A 17,015-nucleotide genomic window follows, 5' to 3' on the forward strand; every position below is an offset into this window, starting at 1 on the left:
CCGAAGAGCAACCGGGATCCGGGGCACAGCCCCGGTCTCGAACCCGCGCACCCCAGCGGAGCGTCACCGCTGGCGCAAAGCCGCCACCCTCCGATACAACTCCACCGCCTCCGCCCCCCGCCCGAGCTGCTCCAGGCAGTGCGCCTCGTCGTTGCGGCTGGCCAGCGCGTCGGGGTGGTCGGGGCCCAGCACACGCTCGCGCGCGGCGGCCACCTGGCGGTACTCGGTGAGCGCGTCGGCCCACCGGCCGAGCCAGCCGAGCCCGACGGCGACCTCGCGTCGGCTGACCAGGGTGTCCGGGTGGTCGGGGCCGAGCACGCGCTCGCGGATCGCGCACACGTCACGGGACTCGGCCAGCGCCTCTTCCCACCGGCCGAGCCGGCCGAGGTTGACGCCGAGTCCGTGCCGGGCGCGCAGGGTCTCGGGGTGGGCGGGGCCGTGGACACGGGTGCGGTCGTCGATCAGGGCGCGGTACAGCTCCAGTGCCTGGGCGCTGCGCCCGAGCCGGCCGAGGCTGATGCCGACCTCGTAGCGCGCGGCGAGCGTGTCGGGGTGGTCGGGGCCGAGGGCCTGCGCCCGCGCCTCGGCGACCTCCTGGTACGTCTGCAGTGCCTCCGGCCAGCGGCCCAACTGCCCGAGCGCGTACGCGACTTCGTACCGGGTGACGAGGGTGTCGGGATGGTTCGGGCCGAGCACCCGGGCGCGGGACGCGGCCACCTCGCTCGCCATCCGGTACGAGTCCTCCAGGCGCCCGAGTCTGCTGAGGTTGAAGGCGAGGTTGTGGCGGCAGCGCAGGGTGTCGGGGTGCTCGGGCCCCATGGCGCGTTCCCGGGCCGCCAGTACGGCCGTGTAGACCTGGTGTGCTTCGAAGTGGCGGCCCAACTGGCCCAGTACATAGGCCATTTCCTGGCGGGCGGCCAGGGTGTCCGGGTGGTCGGGGCCGAACACGTGCTCCCTGGCCTGGGCCACGTGCCCGTACTCGCGCAGCGCGTCGGCGGGCCGGCCGGTGCGGCTGAGGGTGAAGCCGACCTCGTAGCGGCTGGCCAGCGTGTCGGGGTGGTCGGGGCCGAGGGCGTGTTCACGTTCGGCGGCGACCGCGCGGTGCACCTCGCCCGCCTCCGCCCAGCGGCCGAGCCGCCCCAGGCTCAGTCCCGCGTTGTGCCTGCCGGTGAGGGTGGTGACCAACTCCGGTGAGGGTGTGGGCCGTTCGGCGGGAGCCGGATCCGGGGTGCCGCGCGTGTCGGTGCGGGCGATCCAGTCGCCGGTGAGGCCCGCGGCGGCGTCGGGCGGTGTGGTGCGCAGGCCCGCGCCGGTCGCCTTGTGACCGGTGGTCATGCCGCGGGTCCAGGAGGGCAGCCGCTCCTCGCGGGCGGCGGGCCGCTCCGGCGCCGCGGGCCGCACCGGGGGCGACACCACGGTCGGCACGTACGCCGGAGCCGTGCGGCCCGCGCCGATGCGGCGGCCCAGCTCACGGGCGTCGTGCGGCCGCTGCTCGGGTTCCTTGGCCAGCAGGTCAAGGATGATCCGGTCCAGGAACTCGGGGAGTTCGGCGCGATGGCGGCGCGGCGGCTCGGGGGCCGTGTCCCGGTGGCCGACCAGGACCGCCCACGCGTCGTCGAGGTCGAACGGCGGGGCCCCGGTGGCGATCTCGTACAGCACGCAGCCGAAGGAGTAGAGGTCGCTGCGGTGGTCGACGTGGTCGCCGCCGATCTGCTCCGGCGACATGTAGTGCGGGGTGCCCATGGCGATGCCGGTGCCGGTGAGTCTGGAGGTGAAGCCGATGTCGTGCCCGAGGCGGGCTATGCCGAAGTCGCAGATCTTCACCGTGCCGTCGCCGAGCCGCATGATGTTCGCGGGCTTCAGGTCCCGGTGCACGATGCCCTGTTGGTGGGTGTACGCGAGGGCGGCAGCCGCCTGTTCGCCGATCTCCACGATGTCTGCGACGGGCAGCGGATGCTGTTTGTTGTCCTCCAGGAGCTGGCTGAGGTTGCGCCCGTCCAGCAACTCCATCACCAGATAGAGCACACCGTCCGACTCGCCGAAGTCGTGGACGACCGTCACCCCGCGGTGCTGGAGGGCCGCCGCCACCCGCGCCTCGCGGCGAAACCGCTCCCGCAGGACACGGGTGAACGAGTTGTCGTGGTGCTGTCCCAACGGTTTGAGGCACTTCACGGCGACCTGTCTGCCCAGCGACTCGTCCCGGGCACGCCACACCTCACCCATCCCCCCTCGACCGATCAGGTCGAGCAACCGGTACCGGCCCTGGATCAGCCTGGTGTCCCCCATCTGCTGCGATCGCCCCCGTCGTTCGGCCCCGCCCTCCCCTGGCCCGTCCAGTATGGCGAGCTGTCGTCCGACTTTGTACGGGGCCGCGCGCGAGCCGGGTCCGAGCCGTGACATCGCGCGGATAATGTGTTTGGGCTGCAGTTGCCGACGTAGACGTGCGGGAACGCAGTGCAACACGGTGCCGGTGAGTCGCGGTCGCCGCGTCGCCGCGTCGGGCGACCGTACGGATCTTCCGTACAACTCATGGGCATACGGCGGCAGTGAGGCGTACGTCCGCTGCGCCACCCGCCGCCACATCGGCGCACGCTGCGGGACGAGCGGCGGATGACGGGTCGGCCGCCGGTGCGGGGTGTCGTCGATGTCCCGCGTTTCCGCGCGTCGATCCGGTGCCTCGGTCCCGTGCCGGGGCCGGTCGCCGTGAGCATCGTGTGAATCTTCCGCACGCGTGCACCGACTTCCTCAACGGCCTCCCGCGTCCCGTACGTACGTGGTGGTGCCGGCGCGGTGTGCGGCCGCACACCGTCCCGCGGGTGTGCGGCCGCTCGCACTGTCGGGCTCAGGAGACGGGCTCGAGTTCCTCGCGGTCCGCCGGTGCCGCCTTCTGGAGGCTGCTTCCCTCGACGTCGAGGTCGGGCAGGAACCTGTCCAGCCAGCCGGGCAGCCACCAGGCGCCCCGGCCGGCGAGAGCGAGTACCGCCGGTACGAGTGTCATGCGGACGGCGAAGGCGTCGATGGCCACGCCGACGGCCAGGGCAAACGCGATGGGTTTGATGAGGGAGTCGTCCAGCGGGAAGAACCCGGCGAAGACGGTGAACATGATCAGGGCGGCGGCGGTGACGACCCGCACGCTGTGGCGGGCTCCGTCGACGACCGACTGGCGGGCCCGGCCGGTGTGGGCCCATTCCTCGCGCATCCCGGACACGAGGAACACCTCGTAGTCCATGGCGAGTCCGAACAGAACGCCGATCAGGATGATCGGCAGGAAGCTGACGACAGGACCGCTGTGGGGCACCCCCAGGACGTCGGCCAGCCAGCCCCACTGGAAGACGGCGACGACCAGGCCGAGCGAGGCGCCCACCGAGAGCAGGAAGCCGACGGCGGCCTTGACGGGGATGACCAGGGACCGGAACACGACCATCAGCAGGAGCAGGCTGAGACCGACGACGATGGCGACGAAGGGCAGCAGGGAGTCGCTGAGGCGGTTGGAGACGTCGATGTTGACGGCGGTGGTGCCGGTGACCGCGACCGTGGCACCGGTGGTGCCGCGGAGGCCGGTCGCGGCCTCGCGGATGTCGCGGACGAGGCGGTCGGTGCGGACACTGTCGGGGCCGGAGGCGGGCAGGACCGTGATGACGCTCTGCGTCGGGTCGCTGGTGGACTGGGGCGGCAGGACGGCCTTGACGTTCTTGAGAGTGCGCAGTTCCTCGGCCACCTGGGCGCCGGCCCGCGAACTCGTGGCAGCCGTACCGTTGTCGGTCTCGGCCAGTACGAGCAGTGGGCCGTTGAAGCCGGGCCCGAACTTGTCGCTGATGGTGTCGTAGGCCTTGCGTTCGGTGGCGGTGTGCGGGGCGGAGCCGTTGTCGGGAAGCGCCAGGCGCAGGTCCGTGACAGGCAGCGTGAGAGTCACCAGGACGCCCGCGACGGCGAGCACGGTCAGCAGCGGCTTGGCGATGACCCACTTGGTCCAGCCGGTGCCCATGGTGGTGCGGCCGGTGGCCCCCTCGGCGTCGGCGGCCCGCCGGGCGGCGCGGCTGCCGGGCTTGGGGGCGAGTCGCGAGCCGGCGAATCCGGCGACGGCGGGGACGAGGGTGATCGCGGCCAGTACGGCGACGAGGACGGCTCCGGCGGCCCCCAGACCCATCGTGGTCAGGAACGGGATGCCGATGACGCTCAGCGCGGCGAGCGCGATGATCACGGTGACACCCGCGAACACCACGGCGCTTCCGGCGGTACCGACGGCCAGTGCGACGGATTCCTTCGGGTCGGCACCACGGGCGAGTTGCTGTCGGTGGCGCGAGAGGATGAACAGGACGTAGTCGATGCCGACGGCCAGGCCCAGCATCAGGGCGAGCGTGACGGCCGTGGAGGAGATGTCGGCCGCGGGCGTGAGAGCGAGCAGCCCGGTCAGACCGACTGCCACGCCGATCAGCGCGGGCAGCAGTGCCATGCCGGAGGCCAGCAGCGACCCGAACGTGACGACGAGGACGAGCAGCGCCACGGCCACGCCGATGATCTCCGAGGGACCGACGTGGACGCCCTTGCTGCTGTAGACGGAACCACCCACCGACGTCCGCAGGCCGTCCTGCTCCGCCGCCCGGGCCGCGTCCTCGATCGCGTCCACGGATGACGTACGGACCTGCGCGTTCTGCACGGGGTAGTGGACCTGGACGATCGCCGTCGTCCGGTCGCCCGAGACGGCGCCGGAGGACCGGGGGTCGAGGACCTCGGTGACCTGGGGCGCCTTCTCGGCCTCCGCCACGGTCCGGGCGATGGCCGCTGTGTAGGGGGCCTCGGTGACCCGGTGACCCTCGGGCGCGGTGAAGACGATCTGGGCGCTCGCGCCGGAGGCTTCCGGAAGGGTCTTGCTCAGGCTGTCCAGCGCCCGCTGCGACTCGGTGCCCGGCACCGAGAAACGGTCGTCGAGCCTGCCGCCGAAGACGCTGACGCACGTGATGAGTGCGGCCAGGACGAAGAGCCATATACCCAGGACGAGCTTGCGGTGTCGGTAGGCGCTGTGGCCCAGCCGGTGGAGCAGGACGGCCATGACGAACTCCCTCGAACGGTTTCGATGAGGCGACTTTATCATCTGCTCAAGTCGATCGAACGAGTCAGCCGACCTCAACCTCCCAAGTAGCACCATAAGCGCAGCTCAAGAGGTGTATGCGGACGATAAAATCGCTCGACCTTGTCGGTTGACAATGTCACGTGTACGTTGTTCATCGACCGCTTCGCCGTCGGCAGCCAGGGAGTGACCATGAGCAGCACGCACAGCACGCAGACCGCCGAAAGGCGCTGGAGTCGCGAGGCCGACGTCGTCGTCATCGGCGCGGGACTGGCCGGACTGACCGCGGCGCGCGAACTCGTCGCGGCAGACAAGTCCGTGGCTGTCCTGGAAGCCCGTGACCGGGTCGGCGGACGGCTGCTCAACCACGACCTCGGTGACGGCCGAGTGACCGAGATCGGGGGGCAGTTCGTCGGCCCGACCCAGGACCGCGTCCTGGCGCTGGCCAAGGAGGTCGGCGTGGCCACGTACGAGGCCGCCGTTCCCGGGGACCGGGTCTACGTCCGCGACGGCAGGGCCAGGCGGTTCTCCGGGCACACGCCCCCGGACCTGCTGGCGTTGCCCGACATGGGCATCGCCCTGGCCCGGATAGGCCAGGCGGCCGGCAAGGTGCCCCCGGCGGCGCCGTGGCGGGCCCCGAACGCCCGTGACCTGGACGGAATGACGTACGAGACCTGGTTGCGCAAGGCCGAAATCACCGGCGACGCCGTCGACTTGATCAACATCTTCCTCAACTCCGCCTACGGCGGGGAGGCGCGCGACGCTTCGGCCCTGTTCAGCCTCTGGTACGTCTCGACCTTCGGTGACGAGACCCACCCGGGCACCATGGAGCGCGGTACCGGTACCTCCGGCGGCGCCCAGGACAGCCGGTTCGTCGGCGGTTCACAGCTGGTCGCGACACGGCTGGCCGAGGAACTCGACGGCCGTGTCCATCTGTCGGCCCCGGTGCGCCGCATCAGCCAGGACGCGGGCGGGGTCACCGTGGTCTCCGACGCCGGCGACTGGCGGGCCGACCGGGTGATCGTCGCCGTACCGCCGCTCGTGGCCTCGCGGATCGTCTGGGACCCGCTGCTGCCGCCGCAGCAGGACCAGCTGTTCCAGCGGCTGCCCTTCGGCACACTCATGAAGTGCGTGGCGGTCTACGACACCCCGTTCTGGCGGGCCGAGGGGCTGTCCGGCATGGGCCTGCTGAAGGGCGGGTCGCCGATCCGCGAGGTGTTCGACAACAGCCCGCCCGACGGTGGACCGGGCGTGCTCATGGGATTCCTCGGCGGCAAGGAGTGGCGCAAGTGGGCTCACCGCCCCGCGGGCGAACGCCGTGGCGCGGTGCTGCGCTCCTTCGCCCAGGTCGTCGGGGAACGGGCCTACGACACCGTCGACTACGTCGAGCAGGACTGGACCGCCGAGCAGTGGACCCGGGGCGGGCCCACGTCCGTCGCCGCCCCCGGAGTGCTGACCGAGTACGGGGAGTGGCTGGGCCGGACGTTCGGGCGCGTGCACTGGGCCGGGTCCGAGTTCTCCCCGTACTGGAACGGCTTCATGGACGGCGCGGTCCGCTCCGGCGAGCACGCCGCCACCGAACTCCTGCACCGGAACTGAGCGGACACAGAACGAACTGAACAGACACAGAAGAGGAGAACCAGCCATGACCAGCTTCCACGTCACCGAACACGCCGTCATCGACGCTCCCGTCGAGCGGGTCTGGGAGATCGTCTCCCGCACCGACCGGTACGCCGAATGGGTCGCCGGCGCGATCGAGGTCACCGACCACCACGGCATCGCCACCGTGGGCAGGACCTACGCCGAACGCAACCGCACCCTCGGCCCGCTGCGCACCGACTCGGTGTGGACCGTGGTGGAGATCGATCCGCTGATCCGTCGCGTCGACACCGGGGTCGGGTTCGCCCCGCTGAAGGCGGTGACCAGCATCTTCGAGTTCCAGCCGGTCAGGGGCGCAGAAGGGAGGGACGCGACGCGGATGACGTACAAGGTGGAATACGCCATCGGCCTCGGCCCCGTCGGGCTCGTGCTCGACCGGATACAGCGACCGGGCATGCGCGCGAACATGCGCACCTCGATGGCCAACCTGAACACCTTGATCCGCTCCGAGACTCTCAACGCGCGACACTGACCACGGCCGCTGGTCACGGGTGCCGACAACGGTGCGGGGCGCACTCGTCACGTACGAGTGCGCCCCGCGCTGTTGTCAGTTCGCGGGTACGGGCACCAGGTCCAGCCGCCCGCCGGCCATGGCCACGACGGCGGACACGAGGGCCTGGAGGCAGGTGCGCTCGGCCTCCTCGGCGGGGAGCGAGAGGTGTTGCAGCGTGAGCCCGTCGAAACCGGCGAGGAAGAACCGCGCGATCGTCTCCACGGGCTGGGCCAGGGGCCGGCCCGTACGCTCGGCCGCCTCGGTGATCAGCCTCGCGGTCACCTCGGTCACGCCACGGTAGTGGGCTTCGAGGGCCTCGCCGAGGGCTGGGGAGCGGAGTGCGAACATGGTCAGTTCCGTGAGGAGTTGATGGCTCGCGGGCTGTTCACGCACCGTCCGCCAGAGCGCGGCCGCCAGAGCGCCGACCGTCTCCTCGAAACCGCCGTCGGCCGGCGCGGCCGCTTCGACCTGCGCCAGCAGATCCTGCGTGAGCTGCTCCATGACGGCGCGGTACAGGCCTTCCTTCGTGCCGAAGGTGTAGTGCACCGTGGCCTGGGCCACCCCCAGTTCGGCGGCGATCGCCCGCGTACTGCCGGCCGCGACTCCCTCCCTCGTCATGAAGTCGATGGCCGCTTTGATCAGCTGAGGACGGCGCTCGGCCGCGGAGACATGAGCCATGACTCCATCATACCGACTGAGTCTCACGAACAAGTCGTCCGAACAAGTCAGGCTTCACGGAGACCGGTTCCGAGGTTGCGCGGCCCCCGAGGTCCGGCCCCGGCCCTGCGGGCGTAACCGGCACGGGCATGACCCTTCGCACGGGCATGACCGTTCGCGCGGCTGGCCCCCGAAGTCCCCTGTGCGGCCCTTCGCGTCCTGCGTCGACCCTGTCACGCCTGGCTACGTTGTGGGCATGACCTTCAGCGCTCCAGGCCGGGCGGGGGCCGGGCGCCCCGCCGCCAGGGCCGGCGCCCGAAGGGTGACGACCCTCGCGTTCGCCGCGCAGGGTGTGGCCGTGGCCGCCGTGTACACGACCGTCCCCGCAGTCACCGAACACCTGAGGCTCTCTCCCCTCCTGACGACCACCCTGATGGTCACGGTGGCGCTGACGGCCGGGGGCGGCAGCTTCCTCGGGCTGGTCGCGGTCCGTCGCGCCGGTCCCGTGGCCACGATGCGCGGGGCCCTGCTGACGGCCGCCGCCGCGCTGACGCTGATCGGGTGGGCCCCCGGCCAGGCTGCCGTCGGCTGCGCGTACATCCTCTTCGGGATCGCTGTCGGCGCCCTCGACGTCGGGGTCAACACCCGGGCAGCGGCGATCGAACGCGCCTACGGCCGCAGTGTCTTCGGCTTCTTCTACACGGCGTGGAGCGTGGGTGGTGTCGTCGCGGCCCTGCTCACCGCCGGGGCGGCCCGGCTGGAGTGGCCGGTGGCGGACGGACTGAACCTTCAGGCGGGCATCCTGCTCGTCCTGGCCCTCTGTATCCGCACGCACGCCCTGCCCGCCTCCTCCGAAGAGCCGTCGGACACTCCGGCGGAGCCGCCGCTGGGGCGCCGTGTGTGGATCCGGCTCCTTCCCTTCGGCCTGGTCCTCCTCGTCGTCTACGTCGTGGACTCCACCGTCTCGGCCTGGTCGGCGGTCTATCTGCGCCAGACCCTCGCCGCGTCACTCACGGTCGCGCCGATGGCGTACGCGGCCTACCAGGCGGGCACGGTCGTCGGCCGCGCCGCCACCGACCGGCTCGTGCAGAGGATCGGAGCGGTCGCCGTCGTCCGCATCGCCGCACTGTTGGTCGCGGGCGCCCTGGCGGGCATGGCGGCGGCGCCGAGCTGGCCGTTCGCCGTGTTCTCGGCCGGGGTGGTGGGCCTGGGGGCCTCCGTCCTGGCGCCGCTGTGTCTGGCCTCCGCCGCACGGCTGCGTCCCGCTGCCTCGGAGGCGATCCTGGCCCGTCTGAACCTCTTCAACTACGCGGGCGTGGTGACCGGTGGGGCGGTGAGCGGGCTCCTGGGCTCCACCGGCGATTTCCGTCTCGCCTACGCGGCACCGGCCGCCCTGGCGGTTCTTGTCCTCGCCTGCGCCCGCCATTTCACCCGGCCGCCGAGCCCGGTCCGTACCGATTGTTCTCCGCAGGCCGCAAGGAGCGCCGTTCCACCGAAGGGTTGAACGGGGTGCGTGCTTATGGGCGATGCGTCGGCACGCGCCGCGGCCGGAGACTCGTCTCGTCCGCGGTCGCCCCGGATCGAAGCCGGGGCCGCGACGTGCGAGACCCACGCCCAGCAGGCGGAGAAAGGACCCACCCCACTCATGTCCAGCAACATCAGCAGGCGCAACGTTCTCGCGGTCGGTGCCGGAGCGACACTGGCCGCAGCGACCGGGGCCGCCACGGCGAGCGCCGCGGAGACCGGGCGCGGCAACAGCGCCCGGTCGTCCTCCGGCGCCTCCGGCCGCGAGGAGACCCGTTCGCTCGACCAGCTGTACGAGGCCGCTCTCGCCGAGGGCGGAAAACTCGTCGTCTACGCGGGCGGTGACGTCGACGACCAGCTGGCCGGCGTCAGGGCAGGGTTCAGGAGCAGGTTCCCCGACATCGATCTGACGATCGTCGTGGACTACAGCAAGTTCCACGACGTACGGATCGACAACCAGCTCGCCACGGGCACCCTGGTCCCGGATGTCGTCCAGCTCCAGACCTTGCAGGACTTCACCCGCTGGACCCGGCAGGGCGAACTGCTGCCCTACAAGCCCGCCGGGTTCTCCGCCGTCCACTCGAAGTTCAAGGACCCGGGCGGTGCCTGGACGGCGGTCATGGCGGTCGCCTTCAGCTTCGTCTACAACGTGGCGGCGGTCGGCGCCGACGTGCCCCGTACACCGCTGGACTTCGTCGACCCGCGGTGGAAGGGCGCCATCGCCTCCTCGTACCCGCACGACGACGACGCGGTGCTCTATCTGTTCTCGCTCTACGTGCGGAAGTACGGCTGGGAGTGGGTCGCGAAGTTCGCCGGGCAGCAGCCGCAGTTCGCCCGCGGCTCCCACAAGGCGGGCGTCGCGGTGGGCGCCGGGCAGAAGAGCGTCGGCGTCGGTTCGTCGGGCAGCCTGCTCGCCACCGGCGGGGCGTCGCGGTGGGCTCTTCCCAGCGAGGGTCACCCGTTCATGGCGTGGGGCCAGCGGGCCGCGATCCTGCGGCAGGGCGCCCACCCCACGGCCGCCAAGCTGTACCTGAACTGGATGCTGTCCCCCGAGGTCCAGGGGTCGTCGTACAGCGGCTGGTCGGTCCGTACGGATGTCCCGCTGAAGAGCGGTCTCAGGCCGATCTGGGAGTACAAGGACGCCAACCTCGACGGGTTCCCGGTGTTCATGGAGGACCGCGCGAGGGTCGAACAGCTCAAGCAGACCTTCGCGCTGTACTTCGGCGAGGTCCAGGGCGCCCCCTCCCCCGGGGTCCTCGGCCTGCACCCGGGCCGCTGACGCGGATGGCCTCCTGCGGCTCCCTGCCGGTTTACGCCGGTCACACACAGGTTCGGGTTAAAGTCTGCCGCCCTGTCATGACCGTCACCCAGCAGGGAGCCGCTGCCGTGTCCCCCTCTCGTTCCGCCCTGCGCAGGCTGTCCCTGTCGGCGTGGCACCTTCCGCACCTGGTCTTCCTGACCGTCGTCGTCGGCACCCTCGCCCGGCTCTTCGCCGTGCACACGTGGCTGTGCTGGATCGTCGCCCCGCCCATCGTGCTGCTGGCCCTGGCGTACGTGGGCGGGCTGGCGCGATGGGACCGGCTCGGCACCCGGGGCAGGCCCGCCTGGCTGGGCCTGCTCCTGCTGCTGTGGGGGTACGTCTGCTGGGCCCTTCCGTCCGGACTCGCCACCGGGTACGTCTGGTTGGCCGTCCCCCTGGCCGTCGTCGCACAGCGCATGCCCGGACGCCGGCTGCCTCTCGCGGGGCTCTGGCTGACGACCGCGCTGCTCGTGGCGACGCTCACCAGGACCGGCGGCGGGTTCGACCTCGAACTCGTCGCACCGCCGACCGCGGCCATCTGGGCGACCGTGGCCCTGCACCGCGCCCAGGACCGGCTGATGCGCGAACTGACCGCCACCAGAGGCGAGTTGGCGGCACGACAGCGCGAGGCCGGGCGCCTTGCCGAGCGGGCCCGCCTGGCCCGCGACCTGCACGACACCCTGGCCCAGGAGATCGCCGGGAGCCGCATGCTGCTCCAGGCCGCCGACCGGGACTGGGAACGCCGGCCGGACGCGGCCAGGCGACAGGTGCGGACCGTTGTCGACGCGCTCGGCACGCATCTCGCGGAGACCCGCGGCATCATCCACGACCTCACCCCGCCCGGCCTGGAACGCGACGGCCTGGAGACGGCACTGCACGACCTCTGCGCTCGCGCCGACGCGGCTCCGGGAGCTCCCGCGGTCTCCGTCTGCACACGGGGTGAGGCCGGTCCCGTACCCGCCGACCGGGCCGTCGCCCTCCTGCGCGTGACCCGCGGGCTGCTGGCGAACGCGTGCGAGCACGCCCGCGCCACGCATGTCCGGGTCACGCTTCACCACGCGGACGGGGCCGTGGCGGTCGAGGTGAGCGACGACGGAACGGGTTTCGACCCGGCGGCCACGCTCCCCGGAAGGGAGGGGCGTGGATTCGGACTGACCGCCGCACGCGACCGGCTGGCCGAGCTGGAAGGCACGCTCACCGTCGACGGAGTGCCCGGCCGCGGGACCCGGGCCAGAGCCACCGTCCCGGTGCGGGCGCGCGTCACCGCGGGCGCGGCGTGAGCGAGGCTCCCGCGGTCGGGGTACGGATCCTGATCGTGGACGACCATGCCGTGGTACGAGCCGGTCTGCGGGCCCTGCTGGAGGGCGAGCCCGGTTTCGACGTGATCGACGAGACGGGCGACGGCGAGCAGGCCGTGCTTCTCGCCGGCCGGCACCGGCCCGACGTGGTCCTGATGGACCTGCGGCTGACGCAGGACGGCGGCACGGGTTCCGACGCCGAGGTGGGCGGCATCACCGCGACACGCCGGATCACGGCCGCCGTTCCCGGCGCGAACGTCGTCGTCCTGACCAGCTACGGCAACAGAGGCGACGTCGTCCGTGCCATGGAGGCCGGCGCCCGTGGCTATGTCCTCAAGGCGGGCCCGCCCGAGGAACTCTTCCGGGCGGTACGCGCCGCCGCGGCCGGAGGCATGGGCCTGGCCCCGGAGGCCACCGCTCAGCTGATCGGCGGGACGATGAGCGGCGGCCCGGTGCTGAGTGAGCGGGAACTCGGGGTCATCAGGCTTCTCGCCCAGGGACACAGCAACCGGGCCATCGCGGGAGCCCTGCACCTCTCCGAGGCCACGGTCAAGACGCATCTCGTCCGCATCTACCGCAAGCTCGGCACCGAGAATCGGGCCGGCACGGTGTCGGAGGCCGTCCGGCGCGGACTGCTCGAAATCGGCGGATGAGGCGTCCGGCCGTCGCCCCCACACGCCCGCCCGCACAAGCCCTCCCTCAGTCGACCGGGGCGTGACGAGCACCCGGGAACCGTGCGCGAGCGAAGCCGAGGCTGAGCCGGAAATGCCGGATTTACCTGACGGGCCGTCATGAAATAACCGTGTTAACTCGGCGCGCGACCCCTTGCCAAGCCGAGATAGTACGTGTTCGGATTATCTCTGTCGGGCGGCACCCCACCGTCCCGAAACCGCTGCTCAACTCATGCGCAGCAGGGTCTGTCCCCCCTGCCTCCGCTCCCCGTCTCCCCTTTTTCGCTCTCCCTTTCCGTCCTCTCCCCGACTGTCGCTCTCCCCTTCCGTCGCCGTGCCCGGAGCGTGTCTGCGCCATGCCCGCAGCCCGCAGTGGACGCGATCGGAACCCCCCAGCGAACCCCGGAGGAAGCCCGTGTTCGATCTTTCGTCCGTCGATCTGCTCGACGCCTTCACCCGCGAGCTGAAGCTGTGCAAGGTGCGCAGCGGCGAGCACGTCGTGGTGCTGTCCGAGCCCGGCAGCCGCGGTGACTACATCGCGGCCGCCTTCGGCGCCGCCAAGGCGTGCGGGGCGCATGTCATCTCCGCGACCGTGCCCGGCGGCAGCCCCGCGCCGATGCCCAGCACCCACACCGGTGCGGGTCCGGGCCTGGTCTCCGTACTCAACGACACCACCGCGCAGGATCTGCTGAAGTCGGCCGACCTGGTCGTCGACCTGACCCGCGAGGGCTTCATCCACGCGCCGGTCCAGCAGGAGATCCTGCGCGCCGGCACCCGCATCATCTTCGTCTGCGACGCCCCCGACGTGCTGATCCGCAACCTCCCCAAGGAGGGCGACAAGGCCGAGGTGCTGGAGGGCGTCGACCTGCTGAAGCGGTCGTCCGTCATGCGGGTCACCTCTGACGCGGGCACCGACCTGACCGTTCAACTCGCCGGATCCAAGCCGGAGTTCCAGTGCGGCTTCGCCGACGACCCGGGCCGCTGGGACCACTGGCCCAGCACCATGGTGCTGTGCTGGCCGGAGATCTCCGACGGGCAGATCGTGCTCGCCGAGGGCGACATCCTGCTGCCGTTCAAGGAGTACGTCCGATCCCCCGTCACCCTGCAGATCGCGGGCGGGCACATCGAGAAGGTGTCCGGCGGCGCCGAGGCCGAGCTGCTGTCGACCTTCTTCGAGGACGCCCAGGACGAATGGGCGCGCAGCCTCTCCCACATGGGGTGGGGTCTGATGCGTACGGCCGACTGGTTCGCCACGGCGATGTACGGCAAGGACGACCTGATGGGCATGGACGCCCGCGCCTTCGCCGGGAACTTCCTGTGGTCGACGGGCCCGCATCCGGTCCTCGGGCGTGAGTCGTACGCCCACCTCGACATCGCGATGCGCGGCTGCACCGTCACCGTCGACGACGTCGAGGTCGTCACCGGCGGAAAGCTCACCGACGGCTGACCGCGCCCACCCTCGCGCCGGCCCTCACGGTCGCCGCGCGACCGGACCGCGCACGAACCACCCGTACACGCCCGCCAGTTGGAGGAAGAGTGGCGTCCAGTCAGTCGTACGAAGTCACCGTCGTCGGGGGAGGTCTCGGCGGGCTCACCGCCGCGCTGGCCCTTCGGCAGCGGGGCCTGCGGGTCACCGTCCTGGAGCAGGCGGCCGAACTCGGCGAGGTCGGCGCGGGCATCCAGACGGCACCCAACGCGAGCCGGGTGCTGATGGGGCTGGGGCTGCGCCGGCAGATGGAGGCCATCCACACCGAGCCGCTCGATCAGGTGCGGCGGCGGTGGAAGGACGGCGGCATCGTCGGCCTGACCTCGCTGGGGCAGCGCGTCAAGGAGCAGTTCAACGCGCCGTACTGGCACTACCACCGGGCCGATCTCCACCGCATCCTGCTGGACGCGTGCGTCGACCCCGCCGGCCCCGGCCCCGTCGTGGAGGTGCACACCGCCAGCAAGGTCGTCGAGCTGGACCGCACGGACCCCGAGCGTCCCGTGGCGATCACCGACGACGGGCGCCGCCACGTCGGCGACGCGCTCATCGGCGCCGACGGCATCCGCTCACAGACACGTGACCTGATGGGCCTCCCCGACACCCTGGAGTTCTCCGGCGAGATGGCCTTCCGGGCGCTGATCCCCGGCGATCTGATCGCCGCCGACCCGGCGACGCGCTGGCTCATGGACCGCTTCCAGAGCACCATCTGGTACGGGCCCGACCGGCACCTCGTGCACTACGTGATCCGCGGCGGCGAGTACCTCAACGTCGTGGCGTGCGTGCCCTGCACGGACGAGGTCGCCGAGAAGTGGAGCGTGTCCGCGACCGCGCAGGATCTCGTGGACGCCTTCCCCGGCTGGGACGACCGCGTACCGGCCATGCTGTCCAAGGCGAAGGAGGACGTCTCCGCCTTCGCGCTCCACCACCGGCGCCGTGACCCGGTGTGGATGGACGGCCGGGTCGCCCTCCTCGGCGACGCCTGCCACGCGATGCTCCCCTACCAGGCACAGGGCGCCTCGCAGGCCATGGAGGACGCCGCCGTGCTGGCCGAGGAACTCGGCGCGGTCACGGCCGCCGGCATCGAGGGAGCGCTGCGCCGCTATGTCGACCGGCGCGCCAAGCACGCCGGAATGGTCCAGGAGGCGTCGCTGCGGAACAAGGCCTTCTACCACCTGCCCGACGGCCCCGAGCAGCGGGCCAGGGACGAGAAGCTCAAGAACTTCGACGGGGAGTCGGACCTGTCCTACGACTGGCTGTGGTCGGGCACCCCGCTCAACGACCCGGATCTCGGCGCGTTCTCCTACCAGTTCGCCCGCTGAGGCCCTAGGAACCGCCACCCCCCTCACCATCCGGTCCGCACGCCGGAGCCCCGCGAAAGACGCGTCCGCAATCGTGCGGCACGTACCAGACACGCAACACCGTGGAGCGAACGTGAAAACAGGCGATCAGATAGTTCAGGAACTCCCCTGGAAATGGCCCGTCCAGGGAAAGATCTTCATCATCGGCGGCCTCGGCTACCTGTTCGACGCGTACGACATCGCCCTGAACGGCTTCCTCATGCCGCTCGTGGGTGAGCAGTTCGACCTCTCGCTGAGCGATCGCGGGCTCGTCGCGACCGCCAACCTCGTCGGCATGGCCGTGGGCGCCATCGCCTGGGGCTCGGTCGCGGACCGGATCGGCCGGAAGAAGGCCTTCAGCATCACATTGCTGATCTTCGCCCTGTTCTCCGTCCTCGGTGCCCTCTCGCCCACGTACCCCGTCTTCCTCGCACTGCGTTTCCTCGCGGGCATCGGCCTCGGCGGCTGTATCCCCGTGGACTACGCGCTGGTCAGCGAGTTCTCGCCGCGCAAGTACCGGGGCCGGATACTCACCGGGCTCGACGTGTGGTGGCCGGTGGGCGTCACGCTGTGCGGGTTCGTGTCGACGGCGCTGCTGACGGTCGACGGGAACTGGCGGTGGATGCTCGCGACGATGGTCCTGCCCGCGCTGCTGCTGTTCTGGGCGCGCCGTGGCATCCCGGAGTCGCCCATCTACCTGACGAAGAAGGGCCGCGAGGTCGAGGCCCGGAAGGTCATCGACGACCTGGTCGCCCGCACCGGCGCCCCGGTCGTGCCGTACACGATTCCGGAGCCCCCCGCCGAGACCGGGCCACGCGGGGTGGCCGCCGCGGCCGAGCAGCTGCGCCGCATCTGGAGCTTCAGCCCGCGCATCACCTCCGCGGCCTGGGCGCTGTTCGCCACCATCATGCTGGTCTACTACGCGGCCCTGAGCTGGATGCCGACCATCCTGCGGGAAGAGGGTCTCGGTGACACGGCGGCCTTCATGAAGACCACCCTCATGAGCGGGGTCGGCATCGTCGGTGTGCTGGTGTCCACGGCCCTCGTCGACATCGTCGGCCGCAAGTGGATCATCGGGATCTCGGCACCGGTCGCGTCCCTCGCGCTGGTCGTGTTCGCCCTGGTCATGGAGATGCCGACCGGGTCCGTCGTGGCGATCGCCGTCTTCGGCTTCCTGATCCAGCTCACGATTCCCGTCCTGTACGCGTACGCCTCGGAGCTGTATCCCACCGAACTGCGGGCCAGCGGCTTCGGCTGGGCCTCGTCGGTCAGCCGGGCCCTCACCGGATTCGCCCCGATGATCTTCGGATCGCTCATGTGGCCCCTGCTGGGGCTGCCGATGACCTTCGCGGTACTGGGGATCGCGGTGCTGCTGGCCGTCGTCTGGATGGCGTTCGCGGCACCGGAGACGAAGGGCCGGGTCCTCGACGCCGACGAGGAGGAGACGCCGGCCGCCACGGCCCAGGCCGTCCCCGAGCAGGCGGCGATCTGAACCGTCCGGGACAGCGCCCGCGCTCGGGTA

12 protein-coding genes are annotated in these 17,015 nt (G+C 71.3%); 9 read left to right on the forward strand and 3 right to left on the reverse strand.

Annotated elements, in window-relative coordinates:
- Window positions 1–63 precede the first annotated feature (63 nt).
- On the reverse strand, window positions 64–2,286 hold the full coding sequence (locus ACIBEI_RS18730; RefSeq protein ID WP_398890039.1) for a tetratricopeptide repeat protein: 2,223 nt from the start codon (window positions 2,284–2,286) through the stop codon (window positions 64–66).
- Window positions 2,287–2,842: 556 nt separating this feature from the next.
- Window positions 2,843–5,050 carry an MMPL family transporter gene (locus ACIBEI_RS18735; RefSeq protein WP_398890041.1) on the reverse strand — a complete coding sequence of 736 codons (2,208 nt, stop codon included), beginning with the start codon at window positions 5,048–5,050 and terminating at the stop codon, window positions 2,843–2,845.
- Window positions 5,051–5,260: 210 nt separating this feature from the next.
- Between ACIBEI_RS18735 and ACIBEI_RS18740 the strand changes: the two genes are divergently transcribed.
- Both ACIBEI_RS18740 and ACIBEI_RS18745 read left to right on the forward strand, forming a co-directional pair.
- Window positions 5,261–6,667, forward strand: coding sequence for a flavin monoamine oxidase family protein (locus ACIBEI_RS18740; RefSeq protein ID WP_398890043.1), 1,407 nt, complete (start codon window positions 5,261–5,263; stop codon window positions 6,665–6,667).
- A 46-nt stretch (window positions 6,668–6,713) separates the two neighbouring features.
- Window positions 6,714–7,199, forward strand: a complete 486-nt coding sequence (locus ACIBEI_RS18745) for an SRPBCC family protein (RefSeq protein WP_398890045.1) — start codon at window positions 6,714–6,716, stop codon at window positions 7,197–7,199.
- A gap of 75 nt (window positions 7,200–7,274) precedes the next feature.
- Here the strand turns inward: ACIBEI_RS18745 and ACIBEI_RS18750 are convergent, their stop codons facing one another.
- Window positions 7,275–7,898 (reverse strand): TetR/AcrR family transcriptional regulator, encoded by a 624-nt coding sequence (locus ACIBEI_RS18750; RefSeq protein ID WP_398890047.1) that lies wholly within the window; start codon window positions 7,896–7,898, stop codon window positions 7,275–7,277.
- A 235-nt stretch (window positions 7,899–8,133) separates the two neighbouring features.
- On the opposite strand from ACIBEI_RS18750, the gene ACIBEI_RS18755 reads away from it, so the two are divergent.
- The 7 genes from ACIBEI_RS18755 (at window position 8,134) to ACIBEI_RS18785 (ending at window position 16,985) form a co-directional block, all read left to right on the forward strand.
- The gene (locus ACIBEI_RS18755) at window positions 8,134–9,381 is read left to right on the forward strand and encodes an MFS transporter (protein ID WP_398890049.1); all 1,248 of its coding nucleotides are present in this window, start codon (window positions 8,134–8,136) and stop codon (window positions 9,379–9,381) included.
- A gap of 141 nt (window positions 9,382–9,522) precedes the next feature.
- On the forward strand, window positions 9,523–10,680 hold the full coding sequence (locus tag ACIBEI_RS18760; protein ID WP_398890051.1) for an ABC transporter substrate-binding protein: 1,158 nt from the start codon (window positions 9,523–9,525) through the stop codon (window positions 10,678–10,680).
- A 107-nt stretch (window positions 10,681–10,787) separates the two neighbouring features.
- Window positions 10,788–11,981, forward strand: coding sequence for a sensor histidine kinase (locus tag ACIBEI_RS18765; RefSeq protein WP_398890053.1), 1,194 nt, complete (start codon window positions 10,788–10,790; stop codon window positions 11,979–11,981).
- Entirely contained in the window at window positions 11,978–12,652 is a 675-nt protein-coding gene (locus ACIBEI_RS18770; RefSeq protein WP_398890055.1) for a response regulator, read from the forward strand. The genes ACIBEI_RS18765 and ACIBEI_RS18770 overlap by 4 nt, the downstream gene beginning before the upstream one ends.
- A 433-nt stretch (window positions 12,653–13,085) precedes the next feature.
- On the forward strand, window positions 13,086–14,117 hold the full coding sequence (locus ACIBEI_RS18775) for a hypothetical protein (protein ID WP_398890057.1): 1,032 nt from the start codon (window positions 13,086–13,088) through the stop codon (window positions 14,115–14,117).
- Window positions 14,118–14,206: 89 nt separating this feature from the next.
- Window positions 14,207–15,475 (forward strand): FAD-dependent monooxygenase, encoded by a 1,269-nt coding sequence (locus ACIBEI_RS18780; RefSeq protein ID WP_398890059.1) that lies wholly within the window; start codon window positions 14,207–14,209, stop codon window positions 15,473–15,475.
- Window positions 15,476–15,587: 112 nt separating this feature from the next.
- Window positions 15,588–16,985: an MFS transporter gene (locus tag ACIBEI_RS18785; protein WP_398890061.1), complete on the forward strand. Its 1,398-nt coding sequence runs from the start codon at window positions 15,588–15,590 to the stop codon at window positions 16,983–16,985.
- Window positions 16,986–17,015 lie beyond the last annotated feature (30 nt).

This window comes from Streptomyces sp. NPDC050988, assembly GCF_044456225.1.
Classification (GTDB): domain Bacteria; phylum Actinomycetota; class Actinomycetes; order Streptomycetales; family Streptomycetaceae; genus Streptomyces.